Annotated in this window: 19 protein-coding genes; 9 read left to right on the plus strand and 10 right to left on the minus strand. The window is 67.0% G+C overall.

Annotated elements, in window-relative coordinates; genetic code table 11:
* Complete coding sequence (locus ACZ50Z_RS23075; protein ID WP_464485636.1) at positions 1-1,683, plus strand: PPE domain-containing protein; 1,683 nt, start codon at positions 1-3, stop codon at positions 1,681-1,683.
* A 20-nt stretch (positions 1,684-1,703) separates the two neighbouring features.
* Here ACZ50Z_RS23075 and ACZ50Z_RS23080 read toward each other — a convergent pair whose 3' ends face one another.
* Both ACZ50Z_RS23080 and ACZ50Z_RS23085 read right to left on the minus strand, forming a co-directional pair.
* Positions 1,704-2,390 (minus strand): class I SAM-dependent methyltransferase, encoded by a 687-nt coding sequence (locus ACZ50Z_RS23080; RefSeq protein WP_464485637.1) that lies wholly within the window; start codon positions 2,388-2,390, stop codon positions 1,704-1,706.
* 74 nt (positions 2,391-2,464) lie between these two features.
* Positions 2,465-3,364, minus strand: a complete 900-nt coding sequence (locus ACZ50Z_RS23085; RefSeq protein ID WP_464485638.1) for an SAM-dependent methyltransferase — start codon at positions 3,362-3,364, stop codon at positions 2,465-2,467.
* A 106-nt stretch (positions 3,365-3,470) separates the two neighbouring features.
* Between ACZ50Z_RS23085 and ACZ50Z_RS23090 the strand changes: the two genes are divergently transcribed.
* Together ACZ50Z_RS23090 and ACZ50Z_RS23095 are read left to right on the plus strand one after the other, a co-directional pair.
* The gene (locus tag ACZ50Z_RS23090) at positions 3,471-3,893 is read left to right on the plus strand and encodes a nitroreductase family deazaflavin-dependent oxidoreductase (RefSeq protein WP_464485639.1); all 423 of its coding nucleotides are present in this window, start codon (positions 3,471-3,473) and stop codon (positions 3,891-3,893) included.
* A gap of 278 nt (positions 3,894-4,171) precedes the next feature.
* Complete coding sequence (locus ACZ50Z_RS23095) at positions 4,172-5,719, plus strand: SulP family inorganic anion transporter (protein ID WP_464486365.1); 1,548 nt, start codon at positions 4,172-4,174, stop codon at positions 5,717-5,719.
* A gap of 9 nt (positions 5,720-5,728) precedes the next feature.
* On the opposite strand, the gene ACZ50Z_RS23100 is transcribed toward ACZ50Z_RS23095, so the two are convergent.
* Positions 5,729-6,586 carry an LLM class F420-dependent oxidoreductase gene (locus tag ACZ50Z_RS23100; protein ID WP_464485640.1) on the minus strand — a complete coding sequence of 286 codons (858 nt, stop codon included), beginning with the start codon at positions 6,584-6,586 and terminating at the stop codon, positions 5,729-5,731.
* An 82-nt stretch (positions 6,587-6,668) separates the two neighbouring features.
* Between ACZ50Z_RS23100 and ACZ50Z_RS23105 the strand changes: the two genes are divergently transcribed.
* Positions 6,669-7,640, plus strand: coding sequence for a 2-hydroxyacid dehydrogenase (locus ACZ50Z_RS23105; RefSeq protein WP_464485641.1), 972 nt, complete (start codon positions 6,669-6,671; stop codon positions 7,638-7,640).
* Positions 7,641-7,781: 141 nt separating this feature from the next.
* A complete protein-coding gene (locus ACZ50Z_RS23110; protein WP_464486366.1) occupies positions 7,782-8,201 on the plus strand; it encodes an ATP-binding protein in 420 nt (139 codons plus the stop codon).
* A 3-nt stretch (positions 8,202-8,204) separates the two neighbouring features.
* On the opposite strand, the gene ACZ50Z_RS23115 is transcribed toward ACZ50Z_RS23110, so the two are convergent.
* The 4 genes from ACZ50Z_RS23115 to ACZ50Z_RS23130 all read right to left on the minus strand — a co-directional run bounded on the left by ACZ50Z_RS23115 (position 8,205) and on the right by ACZ50Z_RS23130 (position 13,177).
* Positions 8,205-9,422: a cytochrome P450 gene (locus tag ACZ50Z_RS23115; RefSeq protein ID WP_464485642.1), complete on the minus strand. Its 1,218-nt coding sequence runs from the start codon at positions 9,420-9,422 to the stop codon at positions 8,205-8,207.
* 78 nt (positions 9,423-9,500) lie between these two features.
* Positions 9,501-11,180 (minus strand): nitric oxide reductase activation protein NorD, encoded by a 1,680-nt coding sequence (locus ACZ50Z_RS23120; RefSeq protein ID WP_464486367.1) that lies wholly within the window; start codon positions 11,178-11,180, stop codon positions 9,501-9,503.
* The gene (locus ACZ50Z_RS23125) at positions 11,180-11,998 is read right to left on the minus strand and encodes an AAA family ATPase (RefSeq protein WP_464485643.1); all 819 of its coding nucleotides are present in this window, start codon (positions 11,996-11,998) and stop codon (positions 11,180-11,182) included. The genes ACZ50Z_RS23120 and ACZ50Z_RS23125 overlap by 1 nt, the downstream gene beginning before the upstream one ends.
* Positions 11,999-13,177 carry a spirocyclase AveC family protein gene (locus ACZ50Z_RS23130; protein ID WP_464485644.1) on the minus strand — a complete coding sequence of 393 codons (1,179 nt, stop codon included), beginning with the start codon at positions 13,175-13,177 and terminating at the stop codon, positions 11,999-12,001.
* 103 nt (positions 13,178-13,280) lie between these two features.
* Between ACZ50Z_RS23130 and ACZ50Z_RS23135 the strand changes: the two genes are divergently transcribed.
* Complete coding sequence (locus ACZ50Z_RS23135; RefSeq protein WP_464485645.1) at positions 13,281-13,883, plus strand: TetR/AcrR family transcriptional regulator; 603 nt, start codon at positions 13,281-13,283, stop codon at positions 13,881-13,883.
* A 31-nt stretch (positions 13,884-13,914) separates the two neighbouring features.
* Here the strand turns inward: ACZ50Z_RS23135 and ACZ50Z_RS23140 are convergent, their stop codons facing one another.
* From ACZ50Z_RS23140 to ACZ50Z_RS23150, 3 genes are all read right to left on the minus strand, one after another.
* The gene (locus tag ACZ50Z_RS23140) at positions 13,915-15,270 is read right to left on the minus strand and encodes a WS/DGAT/MGAT family O-acyltransferase (RefSeq protein ID WP_464485646.1); all 1,356 of its coding nucleotides are present in this window, start codon (positions 15,268-15,270) and stop codon (positions 13,915-13,917) included.
* Between the two features lie 117 nt (positions 15,271-15,387).
* The gene (locus ACZ50Z_RS23145) at positions 15,388-16,716 is read right to left on the minus strand and encodes an MFS transporter (RefSeq protein WP_464486368.1); all 1,329 of its coding nucleotides are present in this window, start codon (positions 16,714-16,716) and stop codon (positions 15,388-15,390) included.
* Positions 16,717-17,015: 299 nt separating this feature from the next.
* A complete protein-coding gene (locus tag ACZ50Z_RS23150; RefSeq protein ID WP_464485647.1) occupies positions 17,016-17,588 on the minus strand; it encodes a hemerythrin domain-containing protein in 573 nt (190 codons plus the stop codon).
* 344 nt (positions 17,589-17,932) lie between these two features.
* On the opposite strand from ACZ50Z_RS23150, the gene ACZ50Z_RS23155 reads away from it, so the two are divergent.
* From ACZ50Z_RS23155 to ACZ50Z_RS23165, 3 genes are all read left to right on the plus strand, one after another.
* The gene (locus tag ACZ50Z_RS23155) at positions 17,933-18,817 is read left to right on the plus strand and encodes a cyclopropane mycolic acid synthase family methyltransferase (protein WP_464485648.1); all 885 of its coding nucleotides are present in this window, start codon (positions 17,933-17,935) and stop codon (positions 18,815-18,817) included.
* Positions 18,818-18,947: 130 nt separating this feature from the next.
* Complete coding sequence (locus ACZ50Z_RS23160) at positions 18,948-19,463, plus strand: hypothetical protein (RefSeq protein ID WP_464485649.1); 516 nt, start codon at positions 18,948-18,950, stop codon at positions 19,461-19,463.
* Between the two features lie 38 nt (positions 19,464-19,501).
* Complete coding sequence (locus ACZ50Z_RS23165) at positions 19,502-19,855, plus strand: VOC family protein (RefSeq protein WP_464485650.1); 354 nt, start codon at positions 19,502-19,504, stop codon at positions 19,853-19,855.
* Positions 19,856-19,863 lie beyond the last annotated feature (8 nt).

Consider the following 19,863-nt stretch of genomic DNA (forward strand, 5'->3'; position numbering starts at 1 on the left):
ATGACCGCCCCGGTATGGATGGCGCTGCCGCCAGAAGTGCATTCGACGTTGTTGAGCAGCGGTCCGGGACCGGGTCCAATGCTGGCGGCCGCGGGAACGTGGGCAACCTTGAGCTCCCAATACCAGTCGGCGGCAACCGAATTGACGACAGTGCTGACCGGATCGGCCGGGGTGTGGGATGGCCCCACCGCGGAAACGTATGTGGCCGCACACATGCCGTATCTGGCCTGGCTCGAGCTCGCCGGCACGCTGAGCGCGGAGGCGGCCGCCCAACATCAGGGAGTGGCCACCGCATACACGGTCGCGCTGGCCGCGATGCCGACGTTGCCGGAGTTGGCCGCCAACCATGCCATGCACGCCGCCTTGGTCGCAACGAATTTCTTTGGGGTCAATACGATTCCGATTGCGCTCAACGAAGCCGACTACGCGCGGATGTGGACTCAGGCGGCCACCACGATGAGCACCTACCAGGTCACGACCGAGGCCGTCCAGTTGACCAGCGGCGCCGGGTCGGGCAGCGGGAAGGGAACCGGCAGCGGCACCGGGACGGGAGCCGGCAGCGGGACCGGCACCGGCACCGGCACCGGCACCGGGACGGGCACGGGAACGGGCACTGGCAGCGGAACCGGAACGGGGGCGGGCAGCGGCTCCGGCGGCGGGAACGGCGGCGGAGGGGGTAACGGCACCGGGTCGTTCCAGTTACCCACACCCGAAGAGATCTGGGAGATGCTCTTCGGACCAGACGGCGAGAAGATCCCCGGTCAGGGCCAACCGAACTGGAGCCCGTCGGAATATCTGCAGAACCTCGGGAACTTCTTCAACGGCAACGCCCAGGCCGCGGCGTGGCTGCAGCAGAACGCTTCAGGGCTGCTCAACCCGTCCACGTTCCCGGCGCTGATGAATTATTTCATTGCGTGGCAGACCTTTCGGATCATCAACTGGACGATCAGAACACTGCGGTTCATTCTCCAGGAGCTGCCGCTGCTGCTGCAGGTCGCCTTGAGCCTGTCCATCACCAGCCTGGGAGGACTCGCCGGACTGGCCGGCCTGGCGGGGTTGGCCGGGATCGCTGCGCCGACCCCCGCACCCGTCGCCGAGGTCCCCCAGCCGGCCGTCGTGGGGGTGCAGCCACCGCTGGTGTCGGTGGCGCCGGCGATGGCCCCCATGGCCCCGAGCACCCCGGTTGCGCCGGCCACCTCGGTGGTCTCGGCCCCGGCGACCGCGGTCTCCGCCGTTGCGCCGCCCGCGGCGCCCCCCACGCCCCCCGCTCCGGTGAGCGGCGCCGAGGGCTTCGGCTACATGGTGGGCGGCCTCGGTCTGGGCATGGGCGCGAAAGCGCAGAGCCGCACCGGAACCGAACTGCGGGCCGCGCAGGGGGCCGCGGCGGCGGTGCGCGCGACGGCGCCGGAACCGGAACAGGCACGGTCACGGCGCCGCCCGCGTTCGGTCATCGACCCCGGGTATCGATACGAATTCATCGAGGGCGACGACGAATCCGCCGCGGTTAACTCGTCCCTACCCGATCGGGTTCTGGCTTCGGACTCCCGCGGCTCGATCGAGGGTTTCACCGGGACGCTGCCCAAGCCCGACGTGCGGGCGGCGGGCCTGATCACCTTGGCCGGCAACGAGTCCGGCGCCAGCGCCCGTCTGCCGATGCTCCCGGAGAGCTGGGACGGCCGGTAGGCGCGCCGTCCGCCGCGCCGCTAGCCGAGGTGCGCCGACAGTAACCAGGCTCCGACGGACTTACGGCCGTTGCCCTCATCGCGGATGTCACCGGCGAAGGCCTGGAAACCCTCCATGAAGCCTTCGGGCACGTTGGCGTGGATACGTGCCGGGCGGATCTCGTCGATCACCCAGTACTTGGAGACCACGTCGCGCAGTTCGTCTTCGGTGACCGCATTGACCGGGCCGTCGGCCGGCATCGCGGCGCGGTCGAAGACCAGAACAAAATACGACGCCCCGGGCGCGGCGGCCCGCACGATCGACTGTTGATAGCCGTCGCGCAGCTCAACGGGCATCGAGTGGAACAGGGTGCTGTCGACGATGGTTCCGAACCGCCCGTCGTATCCGGTGAAGGCGCTGATGTCCGCGACGTCGAAGGTGGCGCCGGTGAGGCCGCGCCTGGCGGCCTTCTCGCGCGCCAACTCGATGGCAGTAGGCGACTGGTCCAGGCCCACTGTGGTGAAACCGCGTTCGGCCAGGAACAGCGACACCGCCGCCTCACCGCAACCGGCATCGAGCACGTCACCATGGAATTTGCCGCCCTCGATGAGGGCCGCGATCTCCGGCTGCGGCTCACCGATGCTCCACGGCGGCCGGTTGCCCTCGCCCATCTCGGGGGCCTCGCCCCGGTAAGCGGCTTCGAACATCTCGTGCGTTGGCTGAGTCATACCACCATTGATATCAACCGCCCTGATATGTGTCAAGAAGGTTGATATATGCGCGGTGACGTCGCCGGCGGCGGCTACCGCAATGTCGCGGTCAGGTAGCCCGACGCGTCGCCGAAGGAGGCCAGCTCGTCGTTGGGCACCCCGAACCCCTGCGCGGCGAAGGCCTGCTCGGTGGTCCGTATGTCGATCTGCCACCCGCGTGCGGAGAGGTACTCGGCCGCGGTGTTGCGCTCACCGGTGTAGAAAAGCTCCGCCAGATTGATGCCGGAGCCGATGCGCCGAGACCGCTCGGTCAGCTTCTGTGCCCAATCCGACGGAATCTTGCGCAGGTCCAAGTGCTCCGTGGCGATACGGCTGCCGGTCGCCGACACCGCGGCGATGTTGTCGAACAGGCGGTCTTGCGCCTCGGGCGGCAAGTACACGAGCAGCCCCTCGGCGCTCCAGGCGGTCGGCTGCCCAGCGTCGAACCCGGCGTCCGCGAGCGCCGCCGGCCAGTCTTCTCGCAGGTCGATCGGGACCGTTCGCCGCTCCGCGCCGGGCGTGGCGCCCAGGCCGGCCAGCGTCCGCGTCTTGAACTCGATGACCTCGGGTTGGTCGAGCTCGTAGACGATCGTGCCCGTCGGCCAGGCCAGTCGGTAGGCCCTGGTGTCCAGTCCGGACGCCAGGATGACCGCTTGCCGGAGGCCTGAGCCCGCCGCCTGCATGAAGAACTCGTCGAAGAACCGGGTGCGCACCGTGATCTGCTCCTTGACGGCCTGCCGGTTCAGCAGCGGATCGTCGCTGCGGTCGAGCCGGGTGTCGAGGAGCTTGATGAAGGCCTCGGTGCCGACGGCGCGAACGAGCGGGTCGGCCCACGGGTCATTCAGCAGGGCGTCCGGGCCGCAGGAGGCGATCGCGCGCTGTGCGGCGACCGCTGTCGCGGTGGCTCCGACGCTGGACGCCAGATCCCATGTGTCGTTCTCGGTGCGGGCCACGCCAATCTCCCCTCGGCGACGATGCGCGTGATTAGTTAGCTTATATAAATTACGAGTCAAACTGTACCCGTCCCCGCGCAGGCCGCCAGTGGTGTTCACTGTCGTCATGGGCAATGACATCGAGCTGAGTCCCAGGGGTTGGGTCCGCGAGCAGACCGAACAAATCTTGAGTCGCGGCACCACTGACGGCGTTGAGGTCTTCGACCGGCCCGTCGTCCTGGTGACCGTCACGGGGGCCAAGTCCGGCAAGCAGCGGTATGTACCGCTGATGCGGGTCGAGAAGGACGGCCGCTACGCCATCATCGCGTCCCACGGTGGCGCCCCCGAGCATCCCGCGTGGTACGCGAACGTCAAGGCGAACCCGGCGGTGACGCTGCAAGACGGGGACAAGGTTGCCGCGCTCAGTGCTCGCGAACTCGACGGACCCGAGCGTGACGAGTGGTGGCAGCGAGCCGTCGAAGCCTTTCCGCCGTACGCGCAATACCAGAACAAAACGGTTCGACAGATCCCGGTCTTCGTTCTGGAATAAGGGTTCTCGTCACCGTTGGCCGTCCCGCGAAACATTTGCATTCGATATGCGCCCCGCCCGTCCGGTTGACCGGTGTTGCGTGCCCACCTACTTTCGTACGCAGGGGCCAGGCACGCCCAGCTGGACAACGGTGTTCATCGATTTGTATTCGCCTGCGCCGCGCGACTTTACGCATTGTTTGGCTTGGGCGTTGTCGGATGGATATCCAAAAGTCCACCGCCATTGACGAATTCAGGAGAGGGCTCTTGCAACACGCTGAATCGCCGGGCCGACAAGGTGTGGAGCAAGGCGCATCGTCGCGCATTGACCGGCTGCGCGAAGCTGCCCAATACGACCTGCCCGCGTCATTGGTGGTTTTCCTGGTGGCGCTCCCGTTGTCGCTCGGGATCGCAATCGCTTCGGACGCGCCCGTTCTCGCCGGTTTGATCGCGGCGATCGTCGGGGGCATCGTCGCCGGATGGATCGGGGGGTCACCGCTGCAGGTCAGTGGGCCCGCCGCCGGGCTCACGGTCATCGTCGCGGACGTCGTGCATCAGTTCGGCTGGGCCGTAACCTGTTTCATCACCGTCATCGCCGGGATCCTGCAAGTTGTGTTGGGATTCAGCCGCATCGCGCGCGCCGCACTGGCCATCTCGCCCGTCGTGGTGCACGCCATGCTGGCCGGTATCGGGATCACCATTGCCTTACAGCAGGTGCACGTGTTGCTGGGCGGCGCCTCGCAAAGCTCGGCATGGAGCAATGTCACGGGGCTGCCCGCGCAGATTCTCGGCGCGCACCGCCCGGGGCTGGTGCTGGGGCTGCTGGTGATTGCCATTCTCGTCGCCTGGCGGTGGGCGCCGGCGCGGGTTGCCAGCATTCCGGGCCCACTGGTCGCCATCGTGGTCGTCACCGCGATCTCGGTGATGTTCCCGTTCCACGTATCCCGCATCGTCCTGAACGGCTCTGTGCTCGACGCGCTGCAATTGCCGTCGGTGCCGCACGGGAATTGGGGAGCCGTCGTGGTCGCCGTCATCACGGTCACCCTGATCACCAGCGTCCAGAGCCTGCTAACCGCGGTGTCGATCGATCGCATGCACAACGGGCCGCGAACCGACTTCAACCGCGAACTGATCGGGCAGGGCGCCGCGAACATCGCCTCCGGCGCGATCGGCGGTCTGCCCATCGCGGGTGTCATCGTGCGCAGCGCGGCCAACGTGAACGCCGGTGCGAAAACGCGTGCCTCGACGATCATGCACGGGTTCTGGATCCTGCTCTTCGCCGTGCCCTTCGCCGGGCTGGTCGAAAAGATTCCGACCGCCGCGCTTGCCGGCCTTCTGATCGTCATCGGGATCGAGCTGTTGAAACCGGCGCACATCGAAACCGCCTTGCGCAACGGCGATCTCGCGGTCTACCTGGTGACCATCGTCAGCGTCGTCTTCCTCAATCTGCTGCACGGCGTCTTGATCGGACTCGCCCTGGCCGTCGTGGTGACCGGATGGCGGGTGGTGCGCGCACGGATCGAGGCCAGGCCCGTGGACGATGGCTGGCACGTCGTCGTCGAGGGGGCGTGCACTTTCCTGTCGTTGCCGAAGCTGACCGGTGTACTGGCGTCCATCCCGGAACGGACGTCGGTGACGCTGCACCTGCTCACGAACTACCTCGACCATGCGGCCCATCAGGCGATCAGTGACTGGCAGCGCCGGCACACCGCCACTGGTGGCGAAGTCCATCTCCGCGAAACGATCGCGTCGGAATCCGTTGGGCACGAATCGAACTGGTCAAAACCGCACCGGCGCAACGCACACCTGAGTCTGGTCGCGCAGCTCTCCGGGGACGGACGCGCCTGACGCGGGCCGCTACTTCAGGTCGGCGGTCACTCGCTCCAACACGGCCAGGTGGTCCTCGACGTTCGCCAAGCCGGCCTTCATGGTGTTCACCGACACATGGCTGGCGCCGGCGGCCCGCCATGCGGCGACCTCGGCGGCGAGCTTCTCGGGGTCGCCGGTCCAGCTGACCCGGCCTTCCATCCCGATTGCCCGCGGATCCCGCCCCACCGCTTCGGCCGCGCGGTTCACCTGCGCAAGCGCGCGGTCGAGGGCCGGACCGGGCGCAGTCATCGGAAACCACCCGTCGCCGAGGCGACCGGCGCGTTCGTAGGCCCGGTCGGAGGCCGCGCCGAACCACACCGGGATCGGACGCTGGTTGGGCAGCGGTGCCAGGCCGGCGCCGGTCACGGTGTGGTACTCACCCTTGAAGGTGACCGAGCGCTGCGTCCACAGCGTGCGCATGAGCTCGACCTGTTCCTCGGAGCGCCTCCCGCGATTGGTGAACGTCTCCCCGAGCGCTTCGTACTCCACGGCGTTCCAGCCCAATCCGACGCCGAGCCGGAAGCGCCCGCCGGTCAGCAGGTCGACCTCGGCGGCCTGCTTGGCCACCAGCACCGACTGTCGTTGCGGCAAAATGATGACGCCGGTGACGAGTTCGAGGGTGGTGACCGCGGCCAGGTAGCCCAACATGACGAACGGCTCGTGAAAGGTCGAGTCGATGTCGTAGGGGCCCTCGAAGCCCTGGTGCACCGCCGTGTCGGCGCCGACGACGTGGTCATAGGCGAGGATGTGGGCGAACCCGAGTTCCTCGACGCGCTGGGCGTAGGCACGCAAGACGACGGGGTCTGATCCAAGCTCGGTCTGCGGGAAGACGACACCGATGCGCATTCGCGGTTCAACCGCGCGGTGTCGCGATTGCTTCCCGCGCCCGTCGAGCTATCACGGCGCGGGCGTCACGCATGATGGGGACGTGACCGCCAAGGATCTGAGCGGCGTGCTGCGGGTCGGCGAGCTGGAGCCGGCGCTTGAAGAGGAGCTGGCCGCGCGCTACGACATTGCGAAACTTCCCGACGGCCCGGCGCGCGCCCGATTCCTGGCCGAGCATGCCGCCGACGTGCGTGTGCTGCTGACCTGGGGGCCGCCGGGCGTCGACGCCGACACCATCGCGGCGCTGCCCAACCTGGAGGCCATCGTCAACAACGGGGCCGGGGTGGACCTGATCGACCTGGAGGCGGCGGAGCGCCGCGGTATCGGCGTGAGCAACACCCCCGACGTGCTGTCGGGCACCGTCGCCGATACGGCACTGGGCCTGATGCTGATGACGCTGCGCCGTTTCGGCGCCGCCGATCGTTACGTGCGGGCGGGCCGGTGGGCGGGCGAGGGTCGGTTTCCGTACGCCAGGGACCTCAGTGGCCTTCAGGTGGGCATTCTGGGCCTCGGCCGTATCGGTTCGGCGATCGCCACCAGGTTGCTCGGATTCGATTGCGCCATCGCGTATCACAACCGTCGCCGCATCGACGGGTCGCCGTACCGCTACGCCCCGTCGGCCGTGGAACTCGCCGAGTCGGTCGACGTGCTGGTCGTCGCCACCACGGGCGACCACGACGCCCACAAGCTGGTCGACCGCGCCGTGCTGGCGGCGCTGGGTCCCGAGGGATATCTGATCAACATCGCCCGCGGCAGCGTCGTCGATCAGGAGGCGCTGGTGGAGCTGCTGGTCAGCGGGGGCCTGGCGGGTGCGGGCTTGGACGTCTTCGCCGACGAACCGCACGTGCCGGCCGAACTGTGTGACCTGGACAACGTGGTCCTTCTCCCGCACATCGGCAGCGCCACGGCCCGGACCCGCCGGGCGATGGCGCTGCTGGCGATCCATAATCTCGACAGCTACCTCGACACCGGCGAACTTGTGACGCCCGTACTGACACCGCGCCCTCGGGGCTGACCGCTTCGCGGCGCTGTGACCAGGCGATCCTGGATGGAAACCTGTCTGTGGCCGAAGCGATACCGCGCGAAGGTTATCGCCCCAACCGCATCTGGGTATGCGGTTTTCATGAGTCCACTACTGCCGGAGACAGCCGCGCCGGTGCGCTTGACGCTCGCCGGCACAGCCCGCCCCGATACGGCGGCGCAGTGGCGCCGTGCCCTGCAACAGTGGCTGCGGCGCGAGGTGCGTGCATCGGACGATATTCGTGAGGACGTCGTTCTGGGGGTGAACGAAGCGCTGGCCAACTGCGTCGAGCACGCCTACCGCTCCAGCCGCGAGGCCGGGGGGATGAAACTGCAGGCCAGCTACGATCCCGACGCCGAGTCGATCCGCGTATGCGTCAGCGATCGCGGCAGATGGCGCAAACCCTCATCGAGGCAGAGCAACGATCCGCGCGCCTCGCGCGGCATCACGCTGATGCACAGCCTCGCCGATCACTGCACCATCCACGCGCGTCCCAACGGCACCAGCGTCTACCTGGATTACGCGACCGAAGCCGATAGCGCGGTCCAGCAATAGCTTTCAGCCGCCCAACGGGGCCGAGGGTGTGAACTTGACCGGCATGCTCTCCAGGCCGCTGACGAAGTTGGCCGGCCGCAGCGGCAGTGGGTTGGGCGACGCCAGTTCCATGTCGGGCAGGCGTTTGAGTAAGCGTTCGAGCATCATCGAGAGCTCCAGGCGTGCCAGCTGGTTGCCCAGGCAGAAATGGGTGCCGAAGCCGAATGCCAGATGGTTGTTGGGGTAGCGGTCAATTCGGAAGCACTCGGGATCGCCGAACACCGCTTCGTCGAAGTTCGCCGATTCGAAGAGCAGAATGATCTTCTCGCCCTGCGCGAGCTGGGTGCCGTGAAACTCGATATCGGCGGTCATCGTGCGGGCCATGTTCTTGACCGGCGCGGTCCACCTCAGCATCTCCTCGATCGCGTTGGGGAGCAGCGCCACGTCGTCGACCAGTTGTCGGTGCTGGTCCGCGTGGCGCAGGATCTGCGCGGTGCCGCCGGACAGCGTGTGCCGGGTGGTCTCGTCGCCGCCGATGAGCAACAACAGCACCTCGGTCACGATCTCGTGGTCGGCCAGCTTCTCACCGTCGACCTCCGCCTGCACCAGCACGCTGACCAAGTCGTCGGTCGGCTCGGCCTTGCGTGCGGCGATCATCCTCGTCATGTATTCGGTGTAGGCCGCGAAGGCGTCGATGGAGACCTGGAAGTCCTCTTGCGCGGTCGTGCTGCTGAGCAGGGTGACCATGTCGTCGGACCAGCGCAAAAACATCTGACGCTCTTCGGGGAGGACGCCCAGCATGTCGCCGATGACCGCCATGGGCAGCGGGGCGGCCAGGTCCCAGACGAAGTCGCATTCGCCGCGTTCGCAGACGTTGTCGATCAGGGCGTCGCACAGCGCGCCGATCGACGCCTCCCGGTCCTTGACGCGTTTACGAGTGAAGCCCGCATTGACGAGCTTGCGCCGCAACAGGTGAGCGGGGTCATCCATCGCGATCATCATGGGCGGCGCGTCCTGGTCCGGCCGGATGCCGCCCGCGTTGGAGAACAGCTCGGGCGCCCGCTCGGCGTCGATCACCGCCTGATACGTCGCGGCGGCGGCCAGCCCGTTGCGGTCCCGAAAGACCGGCTCGTTCTCGCGCATCCACCGATAGACCGGCCGCGAGTCACCCGCGTAGAAGGCGCCGTCGGTCAGATCGACGTCGGGCCGGAGCTGACTGCGCGTATCAACAGTGCTTGGCATGGCTCACCCTTCCCCGAAGCGGACATGCGCGGTATTACCGTGGACCTTACAGTAGGTGTCGTGGTACACGCGCCGGCCTCATGTCGGTCCCGGCGCCACGCGCTCGCGTAGGGCCGTCAGAAACATCTCGTCCATCCGCGGGCTCACCTCGGCCAGGGTCGCGGCGCTGGCGTAGCGGGCGGCGCCGAAGACGCGCTCGAGCTCGTCGGCGGCGGTGCTACTTCCGAGGGAAAGACACAGACACGCGACGCCATCGCCGCGGAGTTCCTCGAGCGCCTTGTTCGCGTCGGCTTCCGCGTAGCGGCCGTCGTAACCGTCGTCATACGGGCACCCGTCGGACAGGACGAGAAGCAGCCGGTTCGGTGTGCCGGCATGCGCGTTGAGGATCGTGCCCGCCCCGCGAATCGCCGCACCGAGGCGCGTATAGCCCGACGGCTCAAGCTGATTGAGCCGCGCGCGTTGCGCGGCGCCGAAGCGCTGTCCGAACGTTTTGATGGCCGGCAGGTGCACGGCATGGCGTCCGTGGGATCGAAACGCGTAGATGGCCACGCGGTCGCCGAGTTCCTCCAGGGTCATCGCCACGGTGGCCGCCGCGCGCCGCTGGTGGTCGTGGACCGTGTTTCCCTGGTGGTCGGCGTCGGTGGCCGATCCGGACGCGTCGAGCAGAATGAGGACGCCGAGATTCCGCACGACGTTGCGGCGTTGGGTGTAGACGGCCTCCGTGGGCGAACAACCCGAGCGCAGGTCGACGAAGAAATCGACGAGTGCCTCGATGTCGATTTCGTCTCCGTCGGTACGCGCTCGTAAGAGCCTGGGGCCGAGGCCGACGCGCGCCAATCGCCGCCGTAACTCGTCATCGTCCGACACGTGCGCGGCCGCGATGCCGGTGGGGTCGGTGAGCGGAAAATCGATCACGCGACACCAGTCCGCCCGATAACGATTGTGGAAGACATCCCACTCGGGATGCAGGGCACCGCCGATTCTCCATGCCGCGCCGGGCCTGTCGTCGACGAAATTGATGCGGGTCGCAAGTGGACGGGCCGACGCGCCGACCGTTCGTGCCGGCCGGATCGAGCGGGCCTGAAGCTCGCCGCCCGGCGAGTCGTCGCCGCGCGACGGCTTCTCACCCAACAGTTTTCGCAGGAAGTTCATCAGTGCCCGAGAACTGAACAGCGGGTTGTCGAACAGCTTGAGGATCTTGCTTTCCTCGGCGGAAGGGTCGTCGTCGTCATCGGGCTCCCGCGCGGCGGCGAGCTCGATCGCCGTGCGCAGATCCGTATCCGTGGCCTCGGTGGACCGGCGATCCGACGATGCCAGGAGTTGTGCCGGTCGGATGGCACCGAACCATACCGGGGGGCCGGCGATCGTGGTTGTGCCCCTGGCCATTTCGAGGGAGTGGTCCGCCGTTGCGGTGCGTGGCTCGCCGTCGGGGCGAAGTGCCGCCGCCAGCGCGACGGTGGGGGCGAGGTCCGCGAGCACCCGGTGGCCTTCCAGCGCGAGGTAGCGCCGGGCGATCGCGGGGCGGCCCCGGAGTCGCTTCACCCGCCGCCGGTCGAGGCTGCCCGCACCGAGCAGCGCGCTCTGGACCACCACCTGCCGGCGCTGCCGCTCGGCGGAGGCGCCCACCGCGACGAAGATGACGTCGCCGTTCGTGTAGGCGTCCTGGCCGGCGGCGGCTTCGGCGACGTCGACGGCCCGGCCGGCCAGGTAGGTGGCGAGGAGCCGATACCGTTGCGGGTGAACGGGATCCGTATCCATCACGTCGTGGGCAGTAGGGAATCGACGAGCTCGCCGAGGGCGGCGACGACCTCGCGATCGTCGGACAGGATCCGGACGATCGCCGCCTCGACGGCGCCGCGCAGGTTGAGTCCTTCGGCGGCCAGGCTGCCGGCCAGTATCAGCATGCGGGTGGACGACACTTCGCGCAGCGGTGAGCCATCGAGTCTTCGGATCGCGTCGGCGACGGTGACCAGAGCGCGCGCTGTCGCCACGTCGATTCCCGCTTCGTGCGCAACGATTTCCGCCTCGGCCTCGACGGACGGGAAGTCGAGTTCGATGGCTACGAATCGCTGCCGGGTCGACTCCTTGATGTTCTTGAGCACGCTTTGGTAGCCGGGATTGTAGGAAATGACCAGTTGAAATCCCGGCGTCGCGGGCACCGTCGTTCCCAGCCGGTCGACCAGCAGCTCGCGGCGATGATCGGCGAGCGGATGGATGACCACCGTGGTGTCCTGGCGCGCCTCGACGATTTCGTCCAGATAGCAGATCGCGCCCTCTCGGACGGCCCGGGTCAACGGGCCATCCACCCAAATCGTTTCTCCCCCTTTGAGAAGGAACCGCCCGACCAGGTCCGCCGACGTCATGTCTTCGTGCGCGGCGACGGTGATCAGATTGCGTCCGAGCGCGTGGGCCATCGCCTCCACGAAGCGCGTCTTGCCGCATCCCGTCGGTCCCTTCAGCAGCACCGGCAGGCCGCGGCGCGCCGCCGCGCGAAAGACCGCCACCTCGTCGCCGGCCGGCCGGTAGAACGGTGCCTCCGATGCCGGGTGAACGGTCGGCTGGGAGTTCGTCAGCACCTAGCGGCCTCGCGCCCGTTCGAAGGGGATGACGCCCGGCAGCTGGGCGCCCGGCGGAAGGACCAGATGGCCGTGCACGTCGACGTATCCGGAGCGCTTGGTGGGTATCGGCAGGGCGGGATTCGGGCATGGGGTGTCCGTCCCGTCACCGCAGATGCCGCCGTTGAAGTACGAACGCTTCTGGTGGTCTTGCGGCCACGGGTCGGAGTGCATTCCGATCCATTGCGCGGGCACGTTGTAAAAGAAGAAGAAGCACGCGCTGACCCCGGCGAAGATCGCCAGAAACCGGGTGAACTGCTGTCTCGCGAATCCTCCTGCAACGCCGTCGGATCCGCGCTCGACGACGGTGCGGCCACGATCGTCGGTGAAGAAACGCAGACAACACAGCGCCGCCTGCACGCCACCCCACATGAGGCCTTCGTAGACCGGCCATTGGTAGTAGGTGTCGGCGTTGATCGACACGGCCCTGATGGCACCGGGGTACGTGTAGAAGCCGATAGGTAGCAGGACCAGACCCTCCATGATGAAGTCGAACACGAATGCGAGCGCGTAAGTGACGAGGACCAACCGAAGATTGCTGATATTCGGCCAACGCGTCTTGATTTTGCGCATGATCCAACACCCGACGATCGTGATCAGCAGGACGCCATATGCGTAACCCGGCGTGTTGGTCAAGAGGGGCTCGGCCACCTGGCGACCCGGTTCCTCCGGGGAGACCCAACCCGGGATGTTGGACGACCAGGAACCCCGGTTGAACAGCCAGGTGTTGTATGTGCACCACGTGTTGAAGTAGTTCAGCAACGGATCCTGGAAGAACATCAGGCCCATCGACACAACGAGCATGCCGTCCAGCGTGATTCGCCGTTCGCGCCGCCACGGTCTGATGAAGAACCACCACACGACGACGGGCAGGGCGACCCACAGGACCACCGCGTTCGCCATGAGCGGCACCTTCATGTACATCGGTGGCTCGCTCGGTCCCGCGGGCACCCGCTCGAAATAGGGTCCGGTGATCCACCGGATCCACACATAGAGCTGGAGCAGCAATAGCGCGCCGCCTGCGGCGGCCCAGATCTTGATCGGCCGCACCGAGGACCGACCCTGCGCGTCCAGTTCGGCCGCGCCGGACAGTGATTCGGTCACGGACGAGGCCCGGCCCCTGTTGGCGAGATCGCTCATGACGGTGGTCTCCTCCCGATCGGCACGCCACGCTCCGAGCAATATACTCATGAGTATCTGAGAAACGGAATAGGTTCTTGCAAGGTCTGGCAGAATCTGGCGCATGGTTGAGCGTTGGACGCGAGAGCGCCGCCTCGAGCACACTCGCTCGCTGCTGATCGACGCCGCCGAGGAAGTCTTCGGCGACAAGGGATTCGTCGCGGCGACGCTCGACGATATCGCCCACGCCGCCGGCTACACGAAAGGCGCGATCTACAAACACTTTTCGACGAAGGAAGATCTGTTTCTGGCGGTCAGCGATCGCTACTGGCGTCGGTACTTCGTCAACTTCACCGAGGTGATGGCTCCGGCGACGCAGGTCGGTGCGCGCGAACTCGATGAGATCGCCAAGCGCTGGAGCCAGCTCAGCCGCGACCGCGGGGCCGAGCACGCCGCGTTAGGTCACGAGTTCATGCTGTACCTGCTGCGCAATCCCGAGGCGCGGGAACGGGTGGCCGCCAAGAGATCAGAGGCCGTCGAGGCGCTGGCAAAGTTCATCGTGGCGGGCATCGACCGGCTGGGTGGGACGTTGCTGATTCCCGCGTCGACGTTCGCCCAGGTGCTCGTCGCCACCAGCGATTCGGTCGTGTTGGGCAGCCAACTCGATGATGTGGACCTTTTTCGCCCGATCGTCGAGATGTACGTGTCGGTGATCAAACTGCCCTGAACGCCCGGAAAACGCCGTGCCGCATTGTGACTCAGGCTCCGGTGGCGATCTCCAAGTCCTTCAGCGACTCCTCGAGGTGGCCGAGCATGCGCTGCAGGTGCGGGACGCTGCGACGGCAGCCGACCAGGCCGAAATCGAGGTTGTCGGCGTTGTTGGTCACCGTGATGTTGACCGCCTGCCCGTCGAGGGGGATGGACAGCGGATAGTTTCCGTCCAAGCGGGCCCCGCGCCAGTACAGCTGCTCCGAGCCGCCCGTCGATACATTCGAGATGACGATGTTGAACGGCGGTGAAGCCGCGGAGAGGTAGCCGGGGATCAGCCCGAAGAACAGTCCCCCGATGTTGAAGGCCGACAGGGCCAACTGCTGAACGGGAGGCAGCTGCCAGAACACCTCTTTGGTGTCGCGGATGGACGCGCTGATGATCTCGAGCCGCCTCGCCGGGTCGTCGAGGTCGGTGGCGAGGTTGCACAGGAAGGTGCCCACCATGTTGCCGCCGCGGTCGTCGTCGTCCTTGCGCAGATTGACCGGGACCATCGCGGTCAGCGGCGCGTCCGGCAGCGCGTTCTGATCCAGCAGGTAGGCCCGCAGCGCCCCGGCGGACATGGCGAGTATCACGTCGTTGACCGTGACGCCGGCCGCGGCCTTGACCGCGTTGATGCGCTCCAACGGCCAGGACTGAGCGGCCACCCGCCGTGCACCGCCGATCCGGACATTGAACATCGACCGCGGCGCCTGGAACGGGAGCGTGAGTTGTTGTTCGAGCAGCGCCGCGCGCGCGAGCTTCAGCGTGGACGGTGCCAACGCCACCGCCGATCCCGCCGTGCGGCCGACCCGCTCGATCAGGGACGGACGTTTGCGTCCGCCGCGCTTGCGCGGGGGCAGGCTCCACGGGACCCGCACCTCGTCATCGTCGGGATCGGAGGTGAAGGCCCGCTGCAGCAGGCGTAGCGCCGAGACGCCGTCCATGAGCGAGTGGTGGTACTTGGTGTACACGGCGTACCGCCCGTCCTGCAGACCTTCGACCAGGTGGGCCTCCCACATCGGGCGGTGCCGGTCGAGCAGGCTCCCGTGCAGCCGCGAGACCAGCTCCAAGAGGTCCCGGACCCGTCCGGGCTCCGGCAGCGCCGAACGGCGGAGGTGATAGTCGAGCTCGACCTCCTTGTCGAAGGACCACGCGACGTTGGTGACGCCGCCGAAGAAGGCCGGACGCTTGCTGAAGGCCGGTTGCACGTCCGTGCACTCGAGCATCGCCTGATAGCACTCGCGCACGAAATGGGGGCCGGCGCCCTCGGGCGGCTCGAAGAGCTGCAACGAGCCCACGTGCATCGGATGCTCGCGGGATTCGCCGATGAGGAACAGCGCATCCGTCGGTGATATCGGTTCCATGCGTGTCGCCCCCAACTGTTGCCGTCGCGCCGCCCAACCGGATGGACGGCCTACCTCCTAATAGCCACGGCGGGCACCGGCCACACCCGAACGGGCCGACGAGCCGGGAGATGGGCGTCAGCGGACGTCGTCGGCGAGCGCGCGAGCCTCCCGCTCGGTTTCGACCGCGGGCCCGGAGCCGGGCAACGGCTTGCCGGCGACTTCGGGGGTGAACAGCAGGGTGATCGCTCCCACCACACCCCCGAAGATCAGCATGTAGGCCGGCACCATCACGTTGCCGGTGCCCGATACCACGGCCTGGGCGATCAGCGGGGTGATGCCGCCGACGAGTGAAATCGAGATGTTGTAGGAGATGGCCAGCGCGCCGTAACGCACGTTGGTGGGAAACAGCGCCGGCAGCATGGCCGGCCCGGTGCTGTCGAAGCACAGTTCCATCAAGCCGATCAGCAGCACGCCGATGAAGATCACGGGATAGATGCCGCCGAAGCGGATGAGCAGGAACGCCGGGATGGAGGCCACGATCAGCAGGCCGCAGCCCGTCCACATGATGGGTTTGACGCCGATGCGATCGGACAGGGCGGCGACGAGCACCACGGTGCCCATCAGGATCGCCAACGTGGACACGATCATGACCAGTCCGGCGGTGTGGCCTACGCGCACGAAGAGCCGCAGGTATGTCGGCAGGTATCCGGTGAGCATGAAGTCGGCGACCTGGGAGGTCAGCACCAGCGCCGCGCAGATCAGCATCGGCCGCCACTGCTCGATGATGGTGCGGCGAATCGGTTGCCGGCCCTGGTCGCCCGAGTGCGCGCCCTCGTGGGCACTCTGGTAGGCCGATGATTCCTCGAGCCGTAGCCGCAGGAACAGGGCTACCAGGCCGAAAGGCAGGCCCAAAAGCAGCGGAATCCGCCAGCCGTAGGTCAGCATGGCGTCCTCGGGCAGCCAGGTCTGCAGCCCGGTCACCAGCAGGCCGGCCAGGACGAACCCCACCAGATTGCCCATCGGCAGGAACCCGACCATCATGCCGCGTTTGTTGTCGGGGGCCTGCTCGACGAGATAGGTCATGGCGCCGACGTACTCGCCGCCGGTCGACAGGCCCTGGAATATGCGCGCGAGGACGAGCAGGATCGGCGCCCAGATGCCGATGGTGCTGTAGGTGGGCAGCAGGCCCGTCACGGTCGTGCTCACCGTCATCATCAGGATGGTGACCACCAGGACCCGGTGACGCCCGATGCGGTCCCCCAGCGGACCGAAGATGAACCCGCCGAGCGGACGCACCACGAACGCCGCCGCGAGCGTGCCGAAGGTCGCGATCAGGTGGACTCCGCTGACGTTCTTGCCGGGGTAGAACACTTGGGCGATCGTGGTCGCGATGTAGCCGTAGACGCCGAAGTCGTACCACTCCATGAAGTTTCCGATCGCGGTGCCCATGATGGTTCGGCGCATCGCGGGATCGGCGACCCTGATTTCTTTACGTGCCCATTTCCTCCGGCGGCGGCGAATACCCATCGAATCAAGACTTACCCACAACTTTCCTGGGAACAACCGCCGGGGTGGGCTTCCCCCGCCTGACCTTGGACGACCGACGGCGGTCGCGGCGGACCGGCTCGGGCGTGCACGGGTTTGCTCGGGCGCGATAAACGCCAGCTAGGGCGGGGTCGTCGGCGTCGATGGCCAGCGCATCGCGTGATCGGCGGAGCCGAGGCGGGTTATCCCCGTCACGTTGCCCCGGTCATGGGCGCACGTCACTGGCCCTTCAGGCTGCCGATGCGCAACGAGAAATCGGCGGGCTTGGGCTGGGAGGCCTCCGCCTGCTCGACGTAGCGGCGCGGGTCCTGGTCGGTGATCGGCAAGCCCTCGGTGGTCGGGTGCTCGGCCATGAACTCGCTGTATTGGCGCCCGAGCGCTTCGCGGAGGCCGATCGGGGCGTTGCGGCGGAAGTCCGACAGCCCTTCTCGCTCCTCTTCACCCATGTGATCGTCATTGGCCTCCCGGGTCCGCCCGACCGCCGCCCACCACTGCTCGCTGCCGAGTTCGGCGGCCTCGGCGTCGCGCACCCCGTCGCGAATGTCGTTGTGGTCGCCGATGGCGTCGAGAGTCTCGCCTTCGGCGTCGTCGCCGCCCCGTTTGAGCAGCTGCGGGTAGAAGATCTTTTCCTCGATGTAGGCGTGCACGTCGAGCTTGTCGGCGAGCGGCCGCCACACCTGGCGCAGCCCGGCGCGGTCGGTGGGCTGCTGTGCCTGCAGGTAATCCAGCCGGGCGAACTGTTCGCGGAACCAGTCGTGGTCGGCGAGGATCAACATGGTGATGTCGGCCATCGGTGAGCCTCCGCCTCTCTGATGCCGGTCACCCGGCTGGTTAGCGCGCGTTCGACATCATTAAAGAACGTCAGCCCCGTCTTACCCGGTTATGGGGTCGAAATAACGACCCCGATCGGCACTGCAATGGCGGGCGTTGCCGAGTTAGGGTGCGCCGCAGGCGTTTACTGAATTTGCGCCGACGTAAGCCATCTGGCGGGTTCTGTGCCAATTCGGGGGCGCGGTGCCGCTGAAGGAACTCGCCGGAAGGGCGCGGTGAGCCGGCCGGATACACTGGGGCGTCCGTGCGGCGATCGATGCGATCGCGCCGTTGAACCCGATATGAATAAGTCAGAGGTTGTGCCTTGTCCGAAAATCCCGGCGATGCCGTCAGCTTGGAACCGCATTTCGAGGACGTACAAGCGCACTACGACCTGTCCGACGAGTTCTTCGCGCTTTTCCTGGATCCGACGCGGACCTACAGCTGCGCCTACTTCGAGCGCGAGGACATGACGCTGGAAGAGGCGCAGTTCGCCAAGGTCGACCTTTCGCTGGGCAAGCTGGGATTGCAGCCGGGCATGACATTGCTCGACGTCGGCTGCGGCTGGGGCACGACCATCGTCCGCGCGCTCGAGCGCTACGACGTCAACGTCGTCGGGCTCACGCTGAGCCGCAACCAGCAGGCGCACGTGCAGCGCCGCCTCGACGCGCATCCGTCGGCGCGGTCCAAGCGGGTGCTGTTGCAGGGCTGGGAGCAGTTCGACGAGAAAGTCGACCGCATCGTGTCGATCGGCGCCTTCGAGCACTTCGGGCGTGACCGCTACGACGATTTCTTCAAGACGGCCTACGACGCGCTCCCGGCGGACGGCGTGATGATGCTGCACACCATCATCAAGCCGAGCGACGAAGAGTTCGCCGAGCGCGGGCTGCCCATCACCATGACAAAGCTGCGCTTCATGAAATTCATCATGGACGAGATCTTCCCGGGCGGGGACCTTCCCCAGGCCAAGGGTGTCGTCGAGCACGCCCAGCGTGCCGGCTTCGGGGTGAAGCTGGTGCAGCCGCTGCGCCTGCACTACGCCCGCACCCTCGACACCTGGGCGGCCGCACTCGAGGCGCGCCGCGACGAGGCCATCGAGATTCAGTCCGAAGAGGTCTACGACCGGTACATGAAATACCTGACCGGCTGCGCGGACCTGTTCCGTGAGGGCTACACCGACGTCGCGCAGTTCACGCTGACCAAGGGCTGACGCCCGTCCCCGGCTCCCTCGTTCGCGCGGGGTCCGGTTTACCGGCATAACACGGCGGGTAATTCCACGGCAACAACCTGATTCGGTAGGTGTCGATGTCTTTCGGCGCAAGCCGCGGGAAGGACGGGTCGTGGCCGCCAAACACCGCATGCCGGAGTCGCCGGAGCAAATCCCGATGCCGTCGGATCGAGGTCAGCGGCGCGGTCTGTCGGGTGCGGCGAAGGCATGCGACCTCGCGTGCGCCGCACTGCTGTGCGCGGCCTGCCTGACGGCGTTGGTGCTCAACGGGGTTCACGCCGACAAGCGAACCGTCGTCGCCGATGTGGGGCCGCCGACGATCTCGCAGCCGGTGAAGCAGGAGGGCACCGTGATCGCCGTGACGGTGGACTCGGTGACCATGCGCAGCGCCGACGGCTACACCCAGACCTATCGCTTCACCCCGGAGACCACCGTCATCACCCACCGCGGCAGCCAACCCGCCGTCGCGGCACCACGATTCACCGTCAACGACCGAGTGGTTGTGGTGGGCACCATCGAGGGTGGTTCGGCGCTGGCCACCGCCGTGGCCTACCGCGGTGCGGGACATGGCGAGGCGCCGCCCATGGATTACGCTGAGGGCCAACCGGTTCCGTCCGGCGCCACGTGAGCGGGCCGCTGGTGGCGATCCGGCCATAGGGAGGCGCCATGAGCGAGCACGAAGCAAAGATGATCATCCTGTCGACCGACGACTTGGACGAGTCCATCCGGTTCTACAGCGAAACGCTGGGCATGCCGTTGAAGTTCCGCGACGGGGCGCACTTCGCGGCCCTCGATGCGGGCCCGGTCACGTTGGCGCTGGCGACGGCGGTCGACCACCCGATCCCGGGGCAGGTCGTCGTCGGCATCAAGACCGCGGACGTCGACGCCGCGGCGAAGGCCGTCGAAAAAAGCGGCGGTGGCATCGTGAAGGGCCCCTACGACGATGCCCACGAGCGACGCGCCGTGGTGTATGACAACAAGGGCAACGGCTTGGTCTTCTATAAACCGTTGGCCCGCTAGCTTTCGGC

It is taken from the genome of Mycobacterium sp. NTMscope_MAC_269 (genome assembly GCF_976985695.1).

Coding starts and splice junctions, on each gene's coding strand:
- ACZ50Z_RS23115 (WP_464485642.1), bottom strand. CDS start 9,422: ATGCCAAGCACTGTTGATACGCGCAGTCAGCTCCGGCCCGACGTCGAT.
- ACZ50Z_RS23100 (WP_464485640.1), bottom strand. CDS start 6,586: ATGCGCATCGGTGTCGTCTTCCCGCAGACCGAGCTTGGATCAGACCCC.
- ACZ50Z_RS23075 (WP_464485636.1), top strand. CDS start 1: ATGACCGCCCCGGTATGGATGGCGCTGCCGCCAGAAGTGCATTCGACG.
- ACZ50Z_RS23150 (WP_464485647.1), bottom strand. CDS start 17,588: ATGGCCGACATCACCATGTTGATCCTCGCCGACCACGACTGGTTCCGC.
- ACZ50Z_RS23135 (WP_464485645.1), top strand. CDS start 13,281: ATGGTTGAGCGTTGGACGCGAGAGCGCCGCCTCGAGCACACTCGCTCG.
- ACZ50Z_RS23140 (WP_464485646.1), bottom strand. CDS start 15,270: ATGGAACCGATATCACCGACGGATGCGCTGTTCCTCATCGGCGAATCC.
- ACZ50Z_RS23090 (WP_464485639.1), top strand. CDS start 3,471: ATGGGCAATGACATCGAGCTGAGTCCCAGGGGTTGGGTCCGCGAGCAG.
- ACZ50Z_RS23165 (WP_464485650.1), top strand. CDS start 19,502: ATGAGCGAGCACGAAGCAAAGATGATCATCCTGTCGACCGACGACTTG.
- ACZ50Z_RS23120 (WP_464486367.1), bottom strand. CDS start 11,180: ATGGATACGGATCCCGTTCACCCGCAACGGTATCGGCTCCTCGCCACC.
- ACZ50Z_RS23130 (WP_464485644.1), bottom strand. CDS start 13,177: ATGAGCGATCTCGCCAACAGGGGCCGGGCCTCGTCCGTGACCGAATCA.
- ACZ50Z_RS23145 (WP_464486368.1), bottom strand. CDS start 16,716: ATGCGCCGAACCATCATGGGCACCGCGATCGGAAACTTCATGGAGTGG.
- ACZ50Z_RS23080 (WP_464485637.1), bottom strand. CDS start 2,390: ATGACTCAGCCAACGCACGAGATGTTCGAAGCCGCTTACCGGGGCGAG.